The organism is Amycolatopsis sp. NPDC004169 (genome assembly GCF_040610315.1).
Classification (GTDB): domain Bacteria; phylum Actinomycetota; class Actinomycetes; order Mycobacteriales; family Pseudonocardiaceae; genus Amycolatopsis.
In genome coordinates this window covers 12,970-31,972 of record NZ_JBEXMD010000042.1, presented here as the reverse complement: position 1 = coordinate 31,972, position 19,003 = coordinate 12,970, and the positions used below count along the sequence as shown (strand labels likewise).

Annotated in this window: 19 protein-coding genes; 7 read left to right on the top strand and 12 right to left on the bottom strand. The window is 72.3% G+C overall.

The window, feature by feature from the left end:
- Window positions 1–7: 7 nt before the first annotated feature.
- Window positions 8–1,312, bottom strand: a complete 1,305-nt coding sequence (locus ABZX11_RS38595) for a PspC domain-containing protein (RefSeq protein ID WP_354922921.1) — start codon at window positions 1,310–1,312, stop codon at window positions 8–10.
- Between the two features lie 110 nt (window positions 1,313–1,422).
- Between ABZX11_RS38595 and ABZX11_RS38590 the strand changes: the two genes are divergently transcribed.
- Window positions 1,423–2,703 carry a PspC domain-containing protein gene (locus ABZX11_RS38590; RefSeq protein ID WP_354922918.1) on the top strand — a complete coding sequence of 427 codons (1,281 nt, stop codon included), beginning with the start codon at window positions 1,423–1,425 and terminating at the stop codon, window positions 2,701–2,703.
- The gene (locus tag ABZX11_RS38585; RefSeq protein ID WP_176173209.1) at window positions 2,696–2,935 is read left to right on the top strand and encodes a hypothetical protein; all 240 of its coding nucleotides are present in this window, start codon (window positions 2,696–2,698) and stop codon (window positions 2,933–2,935) included. The genes ABZX11_RS38590 and ABZX11_RS38585 overlap by 8 nt, the downstream gene beginning before the upstream one ends.
- Before the next feature lie 63 nt (window positions 2,936–2,998).
- On the opposite strand, the gene guaA is transcribed toward ABZX11_RS38585, so the two are convergent.
- On the bottom strand, window positions 2,999–4,555 hold the full coding sequence (gene guaA / locus ABZX11_RS38580) for a glutamine-hydrolyzing GMP synthase (protein ID WP_176173210.1): 1,557 nt from the start codon (window positions 4,553–4,555) through the stop codon (window positions 2,999–3,001).
- A 109-nt stretch (window positions 4,556–4,664) separates the two neighbouring features.
- Between guaA and ABZX11_RS38575 the strand changes: the two genes are divergently transcribed.
- The 3 genes from ABZX11_RS38575 (at window position 4,665) to ABZX11_RS38565 (ending at window position 7,856) form a co-directional block, all read left to right on the top strand.
- Window positions 4,665–5,210 (top strand): DinB family protein, encoded by a 546-nt coding sequence (locus ABZX11_RS38575; RefSeq protein ID WP_354922914.1) that lies wholly within the window; start codon window positions 4,665–4,667, stop codon window positions 5,208–5,210.
- 110 nt (window positions 5,211–5,320) lie between these two features.
- Entirely contained in the window at window positions 5,321–6,355 is a 1,035-nt protein-coding gene (locus ABZX11_RS38570) for an alcohol dehydrogenase catalytic domain-containing protein (protein ID WP_354922911.1), read from the top strand.
- A 55-nt stretch (window positions 6,356–6,410) separates the two neighbouring features.
- Window positions 6,411–7,856: an aldehyde dehydrogenase family protein gene (locus ABZX11_RS38565; RefSeq protein ID WP_354922908.1), complete on the top strand. Its 1,446-nt coding sequence runs from the start codon at window positions 6,411–6,413 to the stop codon at window positions 7,854–7,856.
- Here ABZX11_RS38565 and ABZX11_RS38560 read toward each other — a convergent pair.
- The 3 genes from ABZX11_RS38560 to ABZX11_RS38550 all read right to left on the bottom strand — a co-directional run bounded on the left by ABZX11_RS38560 (window position 7,853) and on the right by ABZX11_RS38550 (window position 12,022).
- Window positions 7,853–9,358 carry an FAD-binding oxidoreductase gene (locus tag ABZX11_RS38560; protein WP_354922905.1) on the bottom strand — a complete coding sequence of 502 codons (1,506 nt, stop codon included), beginning with the start codon at window positions 9,356–9,358 and terminating at the stop codon, window positions 7,853–7,855. The two genes, ABZX11_RS38565 and ABZX11_RS38560, sit on opposite strands and share 4 nt — an antisense overlap.
- 72 nt (window positions 9,359–9,430) lie before the next feature.
- Window positions 9,431–10,138, bottom strand: a complete 708-nt coding sequence (locus ABZX11_RS38555; RefSeq protein ID WP_176173215.1) for a maleylpyruvate isomerase family mycothiol-dependent enzyme — start codon at window positions 10,136–10,138, stop codon at window positions 9,431–9,433.
- Between the two features lie 171 nt (window positions 10,139–10,309).
- Window positions 10,310–12,022 (bottom strand): GMC family oxidoreductase, encoded by a 1,713-nt coding sequence (locus ABZX11_RS38550; RefSeq protein WP_354922902.1) that lies wholly within the window; start codon window positions 12,020–12,022, stop codon window positions 10,310–10,312.
- Between the two features lie 153 nt (window positions 12,023–12,175).
- Between ABZX11_RS38550 and ABZX11_RS38545 the strand changes: the two genes are divergently transcribed.
- On the top strand, window positions 12,176–12,370 hold the full coding sequence (locus ABZX11_RS38545) for a DUF397 domain-containing protein (RefSeq protein WP_176173217.1): 195 nt from the start codon (window positions 12,176–12,178) through the stop codon (window positions 12,368–12,370).
- Here the strand turns inward: ABZX11_RS38545 and ABZX11_RS38540 are convergent.
- The 5 genes from ABZX11_RS38540 to guaB all read right to left on the bottom strand — a co-directional run bounded on the left by ABZX11_RS38540 (window position 12,354) and on the right by guaB (window position 16,703).
- Window positions 12,354–13,487, bottom strand: a complete 1,134-nt coding sequence (locus tag ABZX11_RS38540) for a GuaB3 family IMP dehydrogenase-related protein (protein WP_013222686.1) — start codon at window positions 13,485–13,487, stop codon at window positions 12,354–12,356. The genes ABZX11_RS38545 and ABZX11_RS38540 overlap by 17 nt on opposite strands.
- A 76-nt stretch (window positions 13,488–13,563) precedes the next feature.
- Complete coding sequence (locus tag ABZX11_RS38535) at window positions 13,564–14,040, bottom strand: hypothetical protein (protein ID WP_354922898.1); 477 nt, start codon at window positions 14,038–14,040, stop codon at window positions 13,564–13,566.
- Between the two features lie 2 nt (window positions 14,041–14,042).
- Complete coding sequence (locus ABZX11_RS38530; RefSeq protein WP_176173219.1) at window positions 14,043–14,555, bottom strand: hypothetical protein; 513 nt, start codon at window positions 14,553–14,555, stop codon at window positions 14,043–14,045.
- A 74-nt stretch (window positions 14,556–14,629) separates the two neighbouring features.
- A complete protein-coding gene (locus tag ABZX11_RS38525; protein WP_176173220.1) occupies window positions 14,630–15,076 on the bottom strand; it encodes a DUF3574 domain-containing protein in 447 nt (148 codons plus the stop codon).
- Window positions 15,077–15,191: 115 nt separating this feature from the next.
- A complete protein-coding gene (gene guaB, locus ABZX11_RS38520) occupies window positions 15,192–16,703 on the bottom strand; it encodes an IMP dehydrogenase (RefSeq protein WP_176173221.1) in 1,512 nt (503 codons plus the stop codon).
- A 140-nt stretch (window positions 16,704–16,843) separates the two neighbouring features.
- Here guaB and ABZX11_RS38515 point away from each other — a divergent pair, with 140 nt between their 5' ends.
- Complete coding sequence (locus ABZX11_RS38515) at window positions 16,844–17,239, top strand: DUF5319 domain-containing protein (RefSeq protein WP_003073549.1); 396 nt, start codon at window positions 16,844–16,846, stop codon at window positions 17,237–17,239.
- A gap of 66 nt (window positions 17,240–17,305) precedes the next feature.
- Here the strand turns inward: ABZX11_RS38515 and ABZX11_RS38510 are convergent, their stop codons facing one another.
- Window positions 17,306–18,238, bottom strand: a complete 933-nt coding sequence (locus tag ABZX11_RS38510; protein WP_354922893.1) for an anti-sigma-D factor RsdA — start codon at window positions 18,236–18,238, stop codon at window positions 17,306–17,308.
- Window positions 18,239–18,811, bottom strand: a complete 573-nt coding sequence (locus tag ABZX11_RS38505) for a sigma-70 family RNA polymerase sigma factor (RefSeq protein ID WP_026468912.1) — start codon at window positions 18,809–18,811, stop codon at window positions 18,239–18,241. It abuts the gene before it with no gap.
- Window positions 18,812–19,003: the final 192 nt, after the last annotated feature.

The window sequence follows — 19,003 nt, the reverse complement described above, 5'->3', positions numbered from 1 at the left end:
AGCCGCCTCACGCTGCTCCCTTGCCCGCTTTCACCGGCATGGCGAGCTGCACCTCGGTGCCCTCGCCCGGCGCCGTCCGGACCTTGCACGTGCCGCCGTGGCGGGTCATCCGGCCGCGGATGGAGTCGGCGAGGCCGTGGCGGTCGTCGGGGACGAGGTCGGGGTCGAAGCCCTTGCCGCGGTCGCGGACGAACACCGTGACCGACGTCGGCTCGACCTCGGCGTAGACGCTGACCTCCTCGACGCCGGCGTGCTTGGCCGCGTTCACGATCGCCTCGCGCGCGGCCTGGACCAGCGCGACGAGCGATTCGTCCAGCTCCGCGTCGCCGACGACGACCTGGCCGACCGAGATCGCGAAGGTGTCCTCGACCTCGCCGCACGCGGTCGCGAGGGCCTCGGAGAGCTGGCCGGTGGTCTCCTCGACCGCCTCGGCCGGCTTGCCGTAGCCGCCTGCGCCGTAGAGCCAGCCGCGCAGCTCGCGCTCCTGGCTGCGGGCCAGCCGCGCGACCTCGCGGGGCTGCTCGCTCTGCTTCTGGATCAGGGCCAGCGTCTGCAGGACGGAGTCGTGCAGGTGGGCGGCGATCTCGGCGCGTTCGTCGGTGCGGATGCGGGCCTTGCGCTCGTCGGAGAGGTCCCGGACCAGCCGCAGCCAGAACGGCACGGTCAGCACGGCGACCCCGATGAGCGTCGCGACGACGGCGATCAGCGCGAACTGGACCTGGTCGAGGGTGCCGCTGCGCAGCACGACGACGGTGATGCCGGTGATCACCAGCGCCACCCCGGCGACGATCCGGATGGCGGCCGACCAGCCGCCCCCGCCGAGGAACGCTCCCGCGAAGCCGTCTTTCGCACCGACCCGCCACCGGCGCCGCTGCGACTCGTCCGCCTCCCGCCAGACGACGGCGAGCCCGAGCATCGCCACGGCGAGCGGCACGGCGACCCAGCCGCTGATGAACCCGGTGAGCGTCCCGCTGGCGACGGCGAGGCCGACGCCGAGCGCGATCAGGCCGAACGCCTGCTGCCGTTCCTTCGGGGTCGGCGCTTCGGAGCCTTCTTCGGTCTGCTGCTGGACGAAGACCCAGAGGAGACCGTAGGCGAGCAGCCCGGCGCCGTTGAGCGCGGCCAGGAGGGCGAACGCGGTCCGCACCCAGACGACCGGAACGCCGAGGTGATCGGCCAGCCCCCCGGCCACCCCGGCAATGGCCCGCCCGGACCGGCGCCGGAACATCTTCGGCCGGGTGGGGTCGGCGGGCGTGATCGCCTGCTCGGCGGTGACGTGGTCGAGGGACTCCTGCACGCCGTCCATGGTCACACGCAGGGGTGCCCGGTTCCATCCGGGAAACCCCTGATCCGATCAGCCAGGGGAAACCTCAGGGACCATCCCGGATGTCCCGCCACCGCGGGTGCCGCATGCTTCTCGGTATGAGTGGTGCGAGCGAGAAGCCGGGGGTCCTGAACGGCTTCGAGGAGACCGTCAAGGACTTCTGGGTCAGCCGGCCCCGGCGGCCGCACGCCGGGCGGAAGCTGGCGGGGGTGGCCGCGGCCATCGGGTACCGGTACGGGATCGATCCCGTCGTCGTGCGGGTTGCGCTGATCGTCACGACCGTCTTCGGCGGGTTCGGCGTTCCCTTCTACCTGCTGGGGTGGCTGTTCCTGCCCGGCGAGAGCGACGAGGTCTCCGGCTTCGAAAGCCTCATCGGGCGCGGCCGGTCGTCGGTTTCGCCCGCCTTCGCGGTCGTGCTCATGGTCCTCACCGTCGTCAGCGCCGGTGGCTCGATCACCGGGTCGTGGTTCGACGGCGGCGGGCTGATCAGCTGCGCGCTCATCGCCGCCGCTCTCTACCTGCTGCACCGCGCCCGCGGCCACGAGAACCGGCCGGCGCCGGTCGCCGCGCGGACGTCCTACCCGGCCTTCACCGGAAACGGAGCCTTCACCATGACCGACACCGCCGAGGCGCCGTCGCCGGCCCGGGGCTGGGATCCCCTCGCCGCCGACCCGGCCGGCTGGGACCTGCCCGACGCGCCGCCGCCTCCCGAACCGCAGCCCACCCCGCCGCCGCGGGCGGCACACCACCACGGGGTGCAGCGGGGCCCGCGGTCGAAGGTCGGCTCGGCCACGTTCGCCCTCGCCGTGGTGACCGCCGGGGCCGGCGTGCTGGCCGGTCTCAACGGCGCCACCTGGTTCGACGCGCAGCACATCGTCGGGCTGGTGCTCGGCGTGGTCGGCATCGGACTGGTGGCCGGCGCGTTCGCCCGCGGCGGCCGCGGCCTGATCGGGCTGGCGATTCCGCTGGCCATCGTCGGGCTGGTGCTGACGACCGCGCCGTTCAAGGACTTCGACGTCCGCGGCGGCCTCGGCGACCTCAAGCCGACCCCGCACTCGCTTGCCGAGGTGCAGCCGGCCTACCAGCACGCGGCCGGCGACATCCGGCTCGACCTGACCGAGCTGCCCGAAGGGGCGCCGTACGCGACGACCGTGTCCAACGGCGCGGGCGACACCACGGTCATCGTGCCGTCGAACGCCGACGTCACCTTCGACTGCCACACCGGCGCGGGCGAGACGTCCTGCTTCGGCCGCTCGAGCGACGGTGTCGGCGAACCCGCCCTGGTCGGCACCGACAACGGCCCGGACGGGCCCGGCGGCCAGAAGATCACCCTGAAGGTTTCGAACAACGTGGGCAACGTGGAGGTGCGGCGTGACTGAGCAGAACCCCTACGCCTACGACGAACCGGCCGACAGCCGGCCGGCCAAGCGCGGCGTGGACGTCTTCACCCTGATCATGGGGGTCGCGACGCTGCTGGTGTCGGCGTACGTCCTCTCGGACGGCGCGAGCTGGCTGCCCTCGTTCGACTTCCGCTGGGTGATCGCCGGCGGTGCGGTGTTCGTGGGGCTGCTGCTGCTCACCGCGTCGTTCGGCGGCAAGCGGCGCCGCTGACCCCCGGAAACCCTCGAGGCCCCGGATCCCACGCCGGGGCCTCGAGCCTTGTCCACCGGGAGGTCACTCCCATTCGATGGTGCCCGGCGGCTTGGACGTCACGTCCAGCACCACCCGGTTGACCTCCGCGACCTCGTTCGTGATGCGCGTGGAGATCCGCTCCAGGACGTCGTAGGGCAGGCGGGTCCAGTCCGCGGTCATCGCGTCCTCCGACGACACCGGCCGCAGCACCACCGGGTGCCCGTAGGTCCGGCCGTCGCCCTGGACGCCGACGCTGCGGACGTCGGCCAGCAGCACCACCGGGCACTGCCAGATGCTGCGGTCCAGGCCGGCCGCCGTCAGCTCCTCACGCGCGATCAGGTCGGCCGCGCGGAGGGTGTCGAGACGCTCCTGGTCGACCGCGCCGATGATCCGGATGCCCAGGCCGGGGCCGGGGAACGGCTGGCGCTGGACGATCGTCTCGGGCAGGCCCAGCTCCAGGCCGACCCGGCGGACCTCGTCCTTGAACAGCAGCCGCAGCGGCTCGACCAGCTCGAACTCGAGGTCGTCCGGCAGGCCGCCGACGTTGTGGTGGCTCTTGATGTTGGCCGTGCCCTCGCCGCCGCCGGACTCGACGACGTCCGGGTAGAGCGTCCCCTGGACCAGGAACTTGTAGTCGCCCTGGGCCTTGAGGTCGCGCTCGGCCTGCTCGAACACGCGGATGAACTCGCGGCCGATGATCTTGCGCTTCTGCTCCGGGTCGGTGACGCCGGCCAGCGCGTCGAGGAACCGCTCGCGCGCGTCGACGGTCACCAGGTTGACGCCGGTGGCGGAGACGAAGTCCTGCTCGACCTGGGTGCGCTCCCCCGCGCGCAGCAGGCCGTGGTCGACGAACACGCAGGTCAGCCGGTCGCCGATGGCCCGCTGGACCAGTGCGGCCGCCACGGCCGAGTCGACGCCGCCGGACAGGCCGCAGATGGCCCGGCCGTCGCCGATCTGCTCGCTGATCCGCTTGACCTGCTCTTCGACGATCGACGACGTCGTCCACTGCGGCTCGATCCCGGCGATGTCGCGCAGGAACCGGCGCAGCACCTCCTGGCCGTGCGGCGAGTGCGCGACCTCCGGGTGGTACTGCACGCCGGCGAAGCGACGCTCGACGTCCTCGAAGCCGGCGACCGCGGCGCCGTCGGAAGAGGCGGTGACGACCGCGCCCTCCGGGGCCTTGGTGACGCTGTCGTTGTGGCTCATCCAGGCTGGCTGGTGCGCGGGCAGGCCGGCGTGCAGGACACCGCCGTCGCCGGTGACGCGGACCTCGGTGCGGCCGAACTCGCGCACGCCGGTCGGCTCGACGACGCCGCCGAGCGCGCTGGCCAGCAGCTGGTGGCCGTAGCAGATGCCGAACATCGGCACGCCGGCTTCGGTGAGCTTCGGGTCCATGCCCGGTGCGCCTTCGGCGTACACGCTCGAAGGGCCACCGGAAAGGATGATGGCCGCGGGGTTCTTCGCGAGGATCTCTTCGGTGGACGCGCTGTGCGGCACGACCTCCGAGTAGATCTGTGCCTCGCGGACGCGCCGGGCGATCAGCTGCGCGTACTGCGCCCCGAAGTCCACGACGAGAACCGGACCGGTGGGGTTGGGCACCTGGCGACCTCCTGGCAACGGTGGGTTTCGGTCTCCATCGTCCCAGGTGGGCCGGGTCACGCCGGATTCAGGGCCGGTGCTGTCCTCGACCGGGCCTACGGTGCCCGGTATGGCCGTGAACTGGACCGAGGAACTGACCGACCAGCTCGACTTCCACTGGAAGGTGCACACGCGCCCGAAGCTCGAAGGGCTCACCGACGAGGAGTACCTCTGGGAGCCGGTCCCGGACTGCTGGACGGTGCGGCCGCGGAAGTCGGCCGACGAGCCCGGCTCGGGTCCGTTCACGATCGACTGGGCCTACCCCGAACCGAGCCCGCCACCGGTCACGACGATCGCGTGGCGGCTCGGCCACCTCCTGGTCGGCGTGCTCGGCGCGCGGATCGGGTCGCACTTCGGCGGGGCGCCGATCGGCTACGACGACTACCCGTACCCGGGGACGGCCGCCGAAGCGCTTTCCGAGCTCGACGACCTGTACGCGCAATGGGTGGCCGGGGTGCGGTCACTCGACGACGAAGCGCTGGCGCGGCCGTGCGGCCCGGCGGAGGGCCCGTACGCGAAGTACCCGATGGCGACGCTGGTGCTGCACATCCACCGCGAGATGATCCACCACTGCGCCGAGGTGCTGCTGCTGCGCGACCTGTACCGGAGCCGGTAGCCGCGAAGGGCTACGAAGTGCGGTGGCCGCGGGCATGGACGAAAATCCGGAGGCGCCGCCGACGTCGCACCCCGACGTTTGTCACGACCCGCCCAGGGAAGGCCCCCAGCATGCGAGCGACAGTCATCTACGGTGCCGGAGACGTGCGGGTCGAGACCGTCCCGGACCCGAAGCTGGTCGAGCCGACCGACGTCATCCTGCGGGTGGTGCGGTCCTGCATCTGCGGCAGTGACCTCTGGCCGTACGCAGACATGGCGCCGAGCGAACACGGCCGCCGGATCGGGCACGAGTTCCTCGGGATCGTCGAGGAGACCGGCGCCGACGTCACCACCGTCAAGAAGGGCGACCTCGCCATCGCGCCCTTCGTCTGGTCGGACAACACCTGCGTGTTCTGCCGCGAAGGCCTGCAGACGTCCTGCCTGCACGGCGGGTTCTGGGGCGCGAAGGGCGTCGACGGCGGGCAGGGCGAGGCGGTGCGCGTGCCGCAGGCCGACGGCACCCTCGTACCGGTGCCGCACACCGGCGACGACGCGCTGCTGGCGTCGCTGCTCACGCTGTCGGACGTCTTCCCGACCGGCCACCACGCCGCGACGAAGGCGCGCGTGACGAGGGGCCAGAACGTCACCGTGATCGGCGACGGCGCCGTGGGCCTCTCCGCCGTCCTCGCCGCGAAGCGCCTCGGCGCCGAGCGGATCGTCCTCATGGGACGCCACCGGGCGCGGACCGACCTCGGCCGGGAGTTCGGCGCGACCGACGTCGTGGCCGAGCGCGGCGAGGAGGGCATCGAGAAGGTGCGGGAGCTGACCGGCGGCGAAGGCACCCACGCCGTCCTGGAGTGCGTCGGCACGAAGGCCGCGTTCGAGATGGCCATCGGCGCCGTGCGTCCCGGCGGCGCGGTCAGCCGCGTCGGCGTCCCGCAGTACGAGGAGGGCCCGATCGGCCCGGCGGTGTTCCGGCGCAACGTCACCGTCACCGGCGGCGTCGCCCCGGCCCGGCACTACATCCCGGAGCTGCTGCCGGACGTCCTCGAGGGCCGGTACCAGCCCGGCAGGGTCTTCGACCGCGCCATCGACGTCGAAGGCGTGCCGGACGGCTACCGCGCGATGGCGGACCGCGAAGCGCTGAAGGTGCTCATCAAGCCATGACCCGTCCGGGTGGGGGTCATCCGAACGGGACCCCGCCCGCATTACGTTGGTACGCATGGACATGATCACCCCCGAGCCGCGCCCGGCCTGGATCGCCGGCCGCCCCGAAGCGGGCGCCACCACCCTCGTCGTGCACCACCCGTACGACGGCAGCGAGGTCGCCACGGTCGCCGTGCCCGGGCCGGACCAGGTCGAACGCGCGGTCGCGGCCGCGGTGTCGGTCGCCCGCGAGCTCCGCGGCACGCCGGCGCACGTCCGGGCGGGCGCGCTCGAGCACGTCTCCCGCGGGCTCGCCGCGCGCGCCGACGAGATCGCCGAGGTGATCACCGCCGAGAACGGCAAACCGCTCAAGTGGGCCGAAGCCGAGGTCAAGCGCGCGGTGTCGGTGTTCCGGATCGCCGCCGAGGAGGCCCGCCGCTTCACCGGTGACGTCCAGCGGCTCGACACCGACCCGGCGGGCGAGGCGCGGCTCGCGCTGACCCGCCGCGTCCCGCGCGGGCCGGTGCTCGGCATCGCGCCGTTCAACTTCCCGCTCAACCTGGTGGCGCACAAGGTGGCGCCGTCACTGGCGATCGGGGCGCCGATCATCGTCAAGCCGGCCCCGCGGACGCCGTTGTCGGCGCTGATCCTCGGCGAGCTCCTGGCCGAGACGGACCTGCCGGAAGGCGCGTTTTCCGTGCTGCCACTGGGAAACGAACAAACGCAGGCACTCGTTGCCGACCCGCGGCTACCGGTCGTGTCGTTCACCGGGTCCGGCCCGGTCGGCTGGTCGCTGAAGGACGCCGCGCCGCGCAAGCACGTCGTGCTCGAGCTCGGCGGCAACGCCGCCGCCGTCGTGCTGCGCGACTGGCCCGACCCCGAAGGCGCCGCGCACCGGATCGCCACCTTCGGCAACTACCAGGCCGGCCAGTCCTGCATCGCGGTGCAGCGGGTGATCGTCGACGCCGCCGTGGCCGACGAGTTCGTGCCCGCACTGGTGGAAGCCGTCGAGGCGCAGCGGACCGGCGACCCCTACGACCGCAACACCGACGTCGGCCCGGTGGTCGACGAAGCCGCCGCCGAGCGGATCGTGGCGTGGATCGACGAAGCCGTCGCCGCGGGCGCGAAGGTGCTCACCGGCGGCACCCGCGACGGCGCGACGGTCGCCCCGACGCTGCTCACCGACGTCCCGCCGGACACGAAGGCGTGGCGCGAGGAGATCTTCGGCCCGGTGCTCGCGGTGTCCGTTGTGGACGGTGTGGACGCGGCCTTCCGCTCGGTGAACGAATCGGCGTACGGCCTGCAGGCGGGCGTCTTCACCACCGACGTCCAGCTGGCGTTCCACGCGTCGGCCGAGCTGGAGGTCGGCGGCGTGATCATCGGTGACGTCCCGTCCTACCGCGCCGACCAGATGCCCTACGGCGGCGTGAAGGGCTCCGGCGTCGGGCGCGAAGGCGTCCTCGCCGCGATGCACGACCTGACCGAGGAGCGCGTCACCGTCTTCACCGGCATCGACCTCTAGCTGACGACGCCCTGCCCGAACCGGAAGACGTTGAGCGGGTCGTACTTCTTCGCGACGTCCTGCAGCCGCTTGGCGTTGTCGCCGTAGTAGGCGGTCTTCCAGTCGGGCAGGGCGGGGTCGATGTAGTTGACGTACCCGCCGCCCGCGCCGGCGGCGGCGAGCCCGGCCACGACCTCGCCGACCGACTGCGTGACCTTCGCCCGGGTCTTCGCCGTCGCCGGCGCGTAGACCTGCACGCTCGCCAGCGCGTCGCGGTGCCAGAACGCGGTGGCCTCCTTGGCCGGGCCGGCCACCGCGCCGCCGAGGCTGTCGACGAGCAGGTCCGTGCCCGCGCGGCCTTCGGCGACCGCGGCGAACTTCGCGGCGTCGACCGGTGCGGTGATCATCCGCGAGGAGGCGACGAACGACTGGCGGTTCGAGCTGCCCTCGAAGTACTTCATGGCGCCGAGGTAGTCCAGGGTCCGCACCACGCGCTGGGTCGGCCGGGCGCCCGCGTTGGTGGTGAGGTTGTTGAGCAGCGTGTTCAGCCCGGCGGTGTCCCCGACGTAGCAGCCGCCGACGCGGCACTGCACCGGCGACCCACCCGAGAGCACCAGGTTCGACCAGAGTTCCGGCGGCATCGCGGCGACCCACTGCTGCCACGCGGCGAGCACGTCGGCGCCGGATCCGGCCGGGAAGTGCAGCGAGAACACCGTCAGCTGCGGCGGCGCCGGATCGGTGTCGAAGGTGAACTCGGTGACGATGCCGAAGTTGCCGCCGCCCCCGCCGCGCAGAGCCCAGAACAGGTCCGGTTCGGAGCCGGCGGAGGCGGTGACGGTGCGGCCGTCGGCCACGACGACCTGGGCGGAACTCAGGTGGTCGCAGGTCAGGCCGTACTTGCGGGCGAGCACGCCGATGCCGCCGCCGAGGGTCAGGCCGGCGATCCCGACCGTCGGGCAGGACCCGGCCGGCAGCGCGCGCCCGGCCCGCGCGAGAGCGGCGTAGACGTCCTTCAGCTTCGCACCGGCGCCGATCACGGCCTTGCCGCCCTGGACGTCGATCTTGTTCAGCGCGGCCACGTCGACGACCAGCCCGCCCTGGGGCACCGAGTAGCCGGCGTAGCTGTGGCCGCCGCTGCGCGCGGCGATGGTGACGCGCCCGGCGGCCGCCTTGACGCAGGCCTGGACGTCCTGGACGGTGGCCGCGGTGGCGACGGCGACCGGGTTGTTGCCGTCGAAGAGCTGGTTGAAGCCGTGCTTGGCGGTGTCGTAGCCGTCGGTGCCCGGGCGCAGCAGGCTGCCGGTCAGCTGGCTGCGCAGGTCGTCCCAGTTGGGCGGGCCAGTGGGCAGCCTGCTGGCCGGCGGCGTGGAGGTCGCGGGCGCCGGGGCGGTCGAGGCGACCGGGGCCGCGGGCTTCTCCGGGCCGCACGCGGCGGCGACGGCGCCGGCGGCCGAGACGCCCGCGATGCGCAGGAACGCCCTCCGGCCGACGCCGGGCCGCCCCTGGTCGTGCTCACTGTCCACAGCGGACTCCTCGGTGCCGGGGAGGCCCAGTGTAGAGCGGGCGCAAGGAGGTCACCGGGTGGAGCGGACCGATCACGCCCAGGCCGGGATCCGCGGCACGGCCCCATCGAGGGCGGCGCCGTCCGAGCGCCCGCTGAGCCAGGCCAGCAGCGCCCCGGCCGACCCGCGCACGGTCGCCTTCGGGGTGGCGCCCATGGTCCAGGTGAACCCGTCGGCGGCCAGGTGGAGAGCGGGCAGGTGCGCCCCGCGCGAGGTGATGGCGTGCTGCACGACGTCCTCGGTGAGCGGGCCGAGCAGCCCGAGCACCCGGTCGAGGTCGTAACCGCGATCGAGGTCGGCGAGGTGGATGGTGAGTTCGGACAGCCGCATCCGCGCGACGACGGTCCCGGTGACGGGAGCACCCTGCCGGTTCCGGGCTTCGCGCGCCCAGGCGTCATCCGGCATCGAGGCGGCGTACTGCTCGAACCGCCCGGCCGAGGCGACGAAGTCGGCGAGCAACTCACCGGCGGCCTGCTGGGAGCTGGTTTCGATGTCCTTGTCGCGGGCTTCGGGGCTCGGGTACATCGGGGTCTCGACGCCGGTGTTCGCCCAGGTGAGGAGGTTCTGGAGACCATCGGCGTTGCGCGCGAGGTGCGCGAGGACGTGAGCCCGCGACCAGCCGGGCAACGCGCTGGGGGCGCGCAGCTCGGGCTCGCCGAGGCCGCCGATGACCCGGGCCCATTCGTCGTCGAGCTTGCGGATGCCTGCGAGCAGAGCGTGTGCCTTCTCGGATGCCGTCACGGCGCTGAGTCTAGGAGGATCGGTGCGGCGCTTGCACCAACTCGCGAGCCCCGCGATCCGGCGGACGGCGCTGGAGCAGGCCGGGTGCCCGCGGCCCTAGCGAGCGGCCTCGGCGGGCACGGCACCGCTCCAGCAGCCCCGACCGGAGCCGGCGCCGACGAAGAGCGGCGACTAAGAAGACCGTCGCAAGGCCGCCGGGGCGTCCGCGGGGACCGCCGGGTTCTTCGGTGCGATCGGCTCCAACCGCACGTAAGGCGCGTCCTGCGAAGGCCGCAGGTCCTCCTCGCCCTTGTTCGGCCAGAGGGAGAACGCGCGCTCCGCCTGGGCCGTGATCGTCAGCGATGGGTTCACGCCCAGGTTGGCCGTGATCGCCGCGCCGTCCACCACCGACAAACCCGGGTAGCCGAACACGCGGTGGTACGGGTCGATCACGCCCTCCTCCGCCGTGGCGCCGATCGGGACGCCGCCGATGAAGTGGGCCGTCAGGGGGATGTCGAAGATCTCGCCCCACGTTCCGCCCGCGATGCCGCCGATGTGGTCGGCCGTGCGCTCGTTCGCCTCGTGGCCGGCCGGGATGAAGCTCGGGTTCGGCTCTCCGTGGCCCTGCTTCGACGTGTACTTGCGGCGGCCGAACAGCCCGCGGCGGGTGTACGTCGTGATCGAGTTGTCCAGGCTCTGCATCACCAGCAGGATCACCGTGCGCTCGCTCCAGCGGTAGCCGTTGAGCAGCTTCGCCGCCTGCACCGGGTGCTTGAGCATGAACGTGACCGCCTGCCGCCAGCGCGGCACCGGCGAGGCGCCGTCGGTCGCGATCGTCTGCAGCAGGCTCATCGCGTTGCTGCCCTTGCCGTAGCGCACCGGCTCGATGTGGGTGTTTTCGTCCGGGTGGATCGACGACGTGATCGCGACGCCGCGGCTGAAGTTCCGGCTCTCGTCGACGTCGGTCCGGGCCGCGCCGATGATCGCCTCGGAGTTCGTGCGGGTGAGCTCGCCGAGCCTGCGGGACAACCGCGGCAGCGTGCCCGTGTCCTTCAGCTTGTGCAGCAGGTTCTGGGTGCCCCACGTCCCCGCGGCGAAGACGACCTTCTCGGCCGTGATCGTCGTCCGGAAGCGGCGGGACGTCGTCCCCGTCTTCTTCAACGAGACCTCGTAACCGCCGTCGATCGGCCGCACCGAAGTCACCGTGGTCAGCGGGATGACGTGGGCGCCGTCCTGCTCCGCCAGGTACAGGTAGTTCTTGACCAGCGTGTTCTTCGCCCCGACGCGGCAGCCGGTCATGCACGAGCCGCACTCGGTGCAGCCCACGCGCTGGGGGCCGGCGCCGCCGAAGTACGGGTCCGCGCCCCGCTCCCCCGGCTTGCCGAAGTACACCCCGACCGGCGTCGGGTGGAACGAATCCGCGACCCCCATGTCCTTCGCGACCTCGCGCATCACGACGTCCGACGGTGTGATCGTCGGGTTCGTGACCACGCCCAGCATCCGGCTCGCCTGGTCGTAGTGCGGGGCGAGCTCGGCCTCCCAGTCGGTGATGTGCGCCCACTGCCGGTCGCGGTAGAACGGCTTGAGCGGCCGGTACAGCGTGTTCGCGTAGACCAGCGAACCACCGCCGACGCCGGCGCCGGCCAGCACCATCACGTCGTTGAGCATGTGGATGCGCTGGATCCCGTAGCAGCCGACCTGCGGCGCCCACAGGTAGCGCTTGAGGTCCCACGAGGTCTTCGCGAACTCGTCGTCGGCGAACCGCCGGCCCGCCTCGACGACGGCTACCCGGTAGCCCTTTTCGGTGAGCCGCAGCGCCGCGACGCTGCCGCCGAACCCCGACCCCACCACGACGACGTCGTAGTCGGGGCCACCCGCACTGGTGGTGGTGTTACTGGCAGTCACACCTGGAGCGTAACCCCGGCTCCGCGTTCTGACCAGAGGTAAGTTACTCGCCGGTTATGGTTGTCGGACGACAACAGTGGGTAATCTCAATGGTGGTCGATGTCCACGTCGGCGAATCACCGCCGGTCGGGGCACAAGGGCGGGAGTCACCAGATGAGCCCACGAACGCTCACCGGTTGGCGCAAGTCGAGCCACAGCCACTTCGAAGAGAACGCCTGCGTCGAGATCGGCGGCGGTCCCGGCGTGGTCGGGGTCCGGGACACCAAACAGGCGGTGCCCCGGCCGGTCCTCGTCTACTCCACGGCCGCCTTCGCCGCGTTCCTCCGCCACCTCACCGCCGGACGGTGAGGCCCACCCGCTGGAACTCCTTGAGGTCCGAGTAACCCGTCTTCGCCATCGCGCGGCGGAGCGCCCCGAACAGGTTCACCACGCCTTCCGCGTCGGACGACGGCCCGAACAGCAGGGTTTTGAGGTCCACGGCGTAGTCGGGGCCCGCCGCCACGCGGGAGCGCGGCAGGGACGGGTGCGCCGCGGCCGCCGTCCAGTACAGGCCCTGCCCGGGCGCGTCGGAGGCGGCGGCCAGCGGTGAACCGAGCATGACGGCGTCCGCGCCGCACGCGATGGCCTTGGCGATGTCGCCCGACACCGTCATGCCGCCGTCGGCGAGCACGTGCACGTACCGGCCGCCGGTCTCGTCGAGGTAGTCGCGGCGGGCGGCCGCGGCGTCGATGATCGCGGTGGCCATCGGGACGCCGATGCCGAGCACGCGGTCGGTGCTCGTCACGCCCGGTGTGTAGCCGTGGCCGACGATGACACCGGCCGCGCCGGTGCGCATGAGGTGCATCGCGGTGCGGTAGTCGCTGACGCCGCCGGCGATGACCGGCACGTCGAGGCGGCCGATGAACTCCTTGAGGTTCAGCGGCTCGGCGTCGCGCTGGACGTGCTCGGCGGAGATGATCGTGCCCTGCACGACCAGGATCTCGACGCCGGCCGCGATCAGGTCCGGGGTCAGCTCGGCGGCGTGCTGCGGGCTGACCCGCGCGGCCACCGTGACGCCGGACTCGCGGACCGTCTTGATCGCCTCGGTGAGCAGGTCGAGCCGGATCGGCGCGGCGTGCAGCTCCTGCAGCACGCGGCCGACCGCGGTCGGGTCCTCGAGGTCCTCGGCCGCGCGGACCAGCTGGAAGATGGCGTCCTCGACGTTCGCGTGCCGCGCCCAGAGACCCTCGGCGTTGAGCACGCCCAGGCCGCCGAGCTCGCCGACGGCGACCGCGGTGCCGGGCGAGACGATCGCGTCGGTCGGGTGCGTGACGAGCGGCAGGTCGAAGCGGTAGGCGTCGATCTGCCAGGAGGTGGACACCACCGAGGACGAGCGAGTCCGCCGCGACGGCACGATCTCGACGTCGTCGAGGTCATACGCCCGCCGCGCGGTGCGGCCCATCCCGATCTCGACCAGGTCCCGCACGTGAAGCCTCCTCCGCCGACGACAATCTGCCGTGCCCCATTGTCGCTAGGCCGCGTGGGTGACCCGCGCACGGGGGTTACAACAGCAGCAACACGGGCAGTGCGCCCGCCCCCAGGGCCACCGCCGTGCTCACCGCCGCGACCACTCGACGGCCGCTGTCGGCGACGAGGACCAGCGCACCGGCCAGCAGCCCGGCCCCGAACAGCGCGGCCAGGAGGATCCGGAGGACCTCGGCGTCGACCGGCACGCGGTGCCGGTCGACCTCGATCGCCCGCACCGCCCGTCCGACTTCGGAGATTTCCAGCAGGACCGGCTGCGCCGGCCGCAGGTCGAAGTTCTTGTCGTGGCCCGAGGCCTCGAGGCGCTCGCCGGAGGCCGTCCGCAGGACGAGGCGGTAGGCGGCCGGCTCACCCGGCGGCGCCCGGTGCCGCGTCACCACGACAGCCTCTTCGCGCTCGACCGGCCCGGCCGCCTCGAGCAGCCAGCACGTCGCGGTGGTCAGCACGGCCCCGGCGGCCAGCCCGCACAGCGCGGCCGGCAGTCCCCTGTCCACGGCTACACCCGCACGAACACCGCGACCGGCGCCAGCAGCGCGCCCAGCGCGAGGGCCAGCCAGGTCGCCACCGGCGGGTACACGTTGAGCCGGACCGCGCCGAAGTACACCGCGCCGAGCGCCAGCAGGCTGGCGACGATCAGCAGGACCGGGCGGACCACGCCCGGGCGCAGGTCGACCACGCTGCCGCCCGCGCGCAGGTAGGCGATGCTGCCGTCAGCCGTCGAGACGTCGAGCGTCACCGGCTGGCCGACCGGGAGGTCAAGGCCGGAATCCACCGCCGTGACGCGGTAGTTCCGGCCGCCCGCGGCGTCGACCTCGACGGTGTGGCTCTCCGCGTCCTGGTAGCCGCCCACCGGGAGCTCGCCGCGCGTGTGGGACACCACGTGCCCCTCGACGCGGTAGGTCGGCGCGTCGCGCCCGGCCAGGACCTGGCACATCAGGCACACCACGCCGCCGAGGAAGAGGGACACCAGGGCGACGGCCGTGAAGAACCCTCTGCGCAGGACCGTCATGTGTCCTAGTGCACACCACGACTGCCACGCAAGGCGATAGGCCGATTACCGTAAGCACGCTAGGTCACCGGAACTCAGAACGAGACCTTCTCCACGGAATCCGAACGCAGTACCGACTCCTGCCGGAACTGCTTCTTGTAGTCGGCGCGGACCTCTTCGATCTGCCGTTCGGCGTCCCGGTTCGCGAACGGGTAGAGCAGCACGATCACGTGCGTGTGCTCCCGCACGATCGTCCCCGACCCGCCGCGCCACTGGCCGCTGCCGTCGAGGCGGGTGAAGCCGTCCGGGAACGCCGGGGTGATCTCGCGGTCGGAGAACTCCGCGAACTCCTTGTCGGTCACCTCGGTGCCGTCCGGCTTGGCGGTGCCGAAGAACAGCTCGGTGCGCTTCCAGATCTCCCCGGGAGACGACACCTGGACCGTCTGCGCGGTGCTCGGAGCCGCCGACGCCGCTACGCCGCCGCCGAGCCCCAGAACCGCCGACGCGGCCGCCACCGCCACCACCCGTCGCGAAACCGCCATTCCGCTGCCCTCCTCGATCGCTGGAAACCCAGTTTCGCGATCGAGGAGGGCCGGCGGAATGTCCGATCGGGCTGTCTCAGCAGGTGGGTGTCACAGTGGGCGCTTCCCCCAAGACCTAGCGGGTCGTGTAGTTGGGCGCTTCCACGGTCATCGTGATGTCGTGCGGGTGGCTCTCCTTGAGCCCGGCCGCGGTGATCCGGACCAGCTGCGCCTCCTGCAGCTGCGCGATCGTCTCGGCACCCGCGTACCCCATGCCCGCGCGCAGGCCGCCGACCAGCTGGTGGACGACGTTGGCCAGCGGGCCGCGGAACGGGATCCGGCCCTCGATGCCCTCGGGGACCAGCTTGTCCTCGTTGAGCACGTCGTCCTGGGCGTAGCGGTCCTTCGAGTAGGACTTGCCCTGGCCGCGGGACTGCATCGCGCCCAGCGAGCCCATGCCGCGGTAGACCTTGAACTGCTTGCCGTTGACCAGGATCAGGTCGCCCGGCGACTCGGCGGTGCCGGCGAGCAGGCTGCCCAGCATCACCGTGGACGCGCCGGCCGCGATGGCCTTCGCGATGTCGCCCGAGTACTGGATGCCGCCGTCGCCGATCACCGGGATGCCTGCCGGGCGCGCGGCCTGGTCGGCCTCGTAGATGGCCGAGATCTGCGGGACGCCGACGCCCGCCACGATCCGGGTGGTGCAGATGGAGCCGGGGCCGACGCCGACCTTGATGCCGTCCGCGCCCGCGTCGACCAGCGCCTGCGCGCCGGCCCGGGTCGCGACGTTGCCGCCGACGATGTCGACCGACTCGCCCAGCTCCTTCTTCAGCAGCGAGACCGTTTCGACGACCGAGCGGGAGTGGCCGTGCGCGGTGTCGACCATCAGCACGTCGACGCCGGCTTCGGCGAGCGTCATCGCGCGCTTGTGCCCGTCGACGCCGACGCCGACCGCGGCGCCGACGATGAGCCGGCCGTCCGGGTCCTTCGTCGCCTTCGGGTACTGCTCGGTCTTCACGAAGTCCTTGACCGTGATCAGGCCGCGGAGCTTGCCCGCGCCGTCGACGATCGGCAGCTTTTCGATCTTGTGCCGGCGCAGCAGGCCGAGCGCGGCGTCCGCCGACACCCCGACCTGGGCGGTGACCAGCGGCGCCTTCGTCATCACCTCGGACACCGGGCGGCTGTGGTCGACCTCGAACCGCATGTCGCGGTTGGTGATGATGCCCACCAGCGTCCCGGCCGCGTCGGTCACCGGCACGCCGGAGATGCGGAACTTCGCGCACAGGGCGTCGACCTCGGCCAGCGTCGCGTCCGGCGAGCAGGTGACCGGGTCGGTGACCATGCCGGCCTCGGACCGCTTGACGACCTCGACCGCGGCGGCCTGCTCGTCGATCGGCAGGTTGCGCTGGAGGACGCCGATGCCGCCCTGGCGGGCCATCGCGATGGCCATCCGCGCCTCGGTGACGGTGTCCATCGCCGCGGACACCAGCGGGATGCCGAGGGTGATGTTCCGGGTCAGCCGGGAGCTCGTGTCGACGGTGCTCGGCACGACGTCCGATTCGGCCGGCAGCAGCAGCACGTCGTCGAAGGTCAGGCCGAGCATGGCGAACTTGGCCGGAACGGGGGCGGAGATGCCGTCGCTGGTCATAGCGGGTGAAGGGCCTTCCTGGCGCGGGATGAGCGTGTCGCTGTGTTCGATCAACGGCGACTCGGAGCCTTCCCCTCATGATATCCGCCGCTCGCCGCCCGCCCCGGGCGGTGGGCGGGCCGGCGGGGCCGCCGGGTACCGTGCAGGCCGTGGCGCACGATGTCCTGCCTCCAGACCCGTTCGCGGACGACCCGGACGACCCGGCCCGCGCATTCGGAGACCCCGAGGACCGGCTGGACGAGCCGATCAGCGACTCCGAACGCACCGAACTGCTGGCCGATCTCTCGGATCTGGCCGTCTACCAGGCCCTGCTCGAACCCCGCGGTGTCCGCGGGATCGTCGTCGACTGCGGTGAATGCGACGAACCGCACTACCACGACTGGCACCTGCTGCGCGCCAGCCTGGAGCAGCTGCTGGCCGACGGCCGGATGCGGCCGCACGAGCCCGCCTACGACCCGAACCCCGGCGACTACGTCAGCTGGGACTACTGCCGCGGGTTCGCCGACGGCGTAACGGCCAACGAGAGCGCCTACTGAGCGCCTCCCCACAAGACGAAGAAAAGCCCTGGTGAGTTTCCCCACCAGGGCTTTTCGCTGTCCGTCCTACGGCGTCTCGCCGACGCCCTGCGACTGGCCACCCGAGGACTCGCTGCGCGGCGTGCCCGGCTCGTTCCCGGTGGCGCCGGTGGTGGTCGGCGGTGCCGGGCTCGTGGTCGGGGGCGGCGTGGTGGTCGGCGGCGGGGGCGTCGGGGTCGCGCTCGCGCTGCCCGGCAGGCTCGTGGTGCCGCTGCCGCTGCCCGGGAGCGACGACGCCGAACCGGCCGGCGGCACCTGGCTCGACGGGGCGCCCGGCGACGGCGTCGGAATCGAGGTCTGGATCGGGCCCTGTACCGGTGCCTCCGGGTTCTGCAGCTGCGCGGCGAGCTGCCGGTGCTGCTCCATCAGCTGGTCGCGGTTCTCCTCGTCGGTCACCTGCGACAGGGCGGCCTGGGCGTCCTGGAGGGCCTGGCGGGCGGCGTCGAGGTTGCCGCCGGCGATGGCGAGGTTGGCTTTTTCGAGGTCGAGCTTCGCCGTGGCAGCCGCCTCGACGGAACGGGTGTGGTCGGCGTACAGGACCTTCGCGAGGCCCCACAGCGTGTCGCCGGGTTGCGCGGAGCGCGCGGCCAGCCCGGTGCCGGTGAACGCGATCGCCAGCACGGCGGCGGCGACGGCGACCGGGACGAGCAGCCTGCGGCGGCGTCCGCTCGAAGCGTGCCGCTTGGCCATGGCGGCGGTACTGACGGTGCGCACGGCGGTGTCGACGTCGACGAGCTCGGCCAGCGGCTCGCTGTCGATGTCTCTTCGCCACGCCACCAGCAACGCGTTGAGCTCCTGGTCGCCGAGACCGTCGGCCAGCGCCGGGTCGGATCCGCCCAGCGCGTCGAGCAGCGCGTCATCGGCTTGGACGGCCGACAGGTCGGCGGCGAACTCCGCCTCCGACGCCGTCAGGCCACTGCCGAAGACGTCGTCCGGATCGAATCTCTCGTGACCGGTCACTCAGATCACCTCCTCCGCGGCCAGGACCTTTCTCAGCCGCGCGAGGGCGCGGTGCTGGGCGACGCGGACGGCGCCGGGGGTGGAGCCGACCGCATCCGCGGTCTCCTCCGCCGACAGGCCGACGACCACGCGCAGCACCACGATCTCCCGCTGCTTGTCCGGCAGCACCTGCAACAACTGGGACATCCGCTCGTTCAGCTCACCTTGCAGCGCCCGCTGCTCGGGACCGACCCCGCCCTCGACCTCGTCAGGGATCTCGGCCACCGGTTCGGCTCGGTTGCGCGCCGCCGCGCGGTGCGCGTCGGCGACCTTGTGCTGGGCGATCCCGTAGACGAAGGCCAGAAAAGGGCGGCCTTGATCGCGGTACGAGGGCAATGCCGTTAGCACCGCGAGACACACCTCCTGCGCAACGTCGTCCGCCGAAGCGAACGATCGCTCCTGCCTGCCAACCCGGGCGCGGCAATACCGCACTACCAGTGGACGGATAGCCGCCAGCAGCCGCTCCACTGCCTGGGGATCTCCCTCGACAGCAGCGGCGACCGGCTCATCCAGTCCATCCCCCACATTGGCCATCGCAGACAACAGTCCCAGTGTTACGTGTAGGTGTGCAGAGAACCCGGCCCGTGGTCGCCTCCACCGCGCACCGGTGACCGTTACCGTACCGTCGGCTCCCACCGGACCGGCGCGCGCGGTGCACCCGGGCGCGCCGCGGCGGCGGGGGCCGCGAAAATACGGTTCACTCTGCAGACCCGCGGTCCGGGTCGC

Coding starts and splice junctions, on each gene's coding strand:
- ABZX11_RS38530 (WP_176173219.1), bottom strand. CDS start 14,555: ATGACGGTCCTGCGCAGAGGGTTCTTCACGGCCGTCGCCCTGGTGTCC.
- guaB (WP_176173221.1), bottom strand. CDS start 16,703: ATGACCAGCGACGGCATCTCCGCCCCCGTTCCGGCCAAGTTCGCCATG.
- ABZX11_RS38575 (WP_354922914.1), top strand. CDS start 4,665: ATGGCCGTGAACTGGACCGAGGAACTGACCGACCAGCTCGACTTCCAC.
- ABZX11_RS38565 (WP_354922908.1), top strand. CDS start 6,411: ATGGACATGATCACCCCCGAGCCGCGCCCGGCCTGGATCGCCGGCCGC.
- ABZX11_RS38505 (WP_026468912.1), bottom strand. CDS start 18,811: ATGGCCAATGTGGGGGATGGACTGGATGAGCCGGTCGCCGCTGCTGTC.
- ABZX11_RS38545 (WP_176173217.1), top strand. CDS start 12,176: ATGAGCCCACGAACGCTCACCGGTTGGCGCAAGTCGAGCCACAGCCAC.
- ABZX11_RS38570 (WP_354922911.1), top strand. CDS start 5,321: ATGCGAGCGACAGTCATCTACGGTGCCGGAGACGTGCGGGTCGAGACC.
- ABZX11_RS38590 (WP_354922918.1), top strand. CDS start 1,423: ATGAGTGGTGCGAGCGAGAAGCCGGGGGTCCTGAACGGCTTCGAGGAG.
- ABZX11_RS38525 (WP_176173220.1), bottom strand. CDS start 15,076: ATGGCGGTTTCGCGACGGGTGGTGGCGGTGGCGGCCGCGTCGGCGGTT.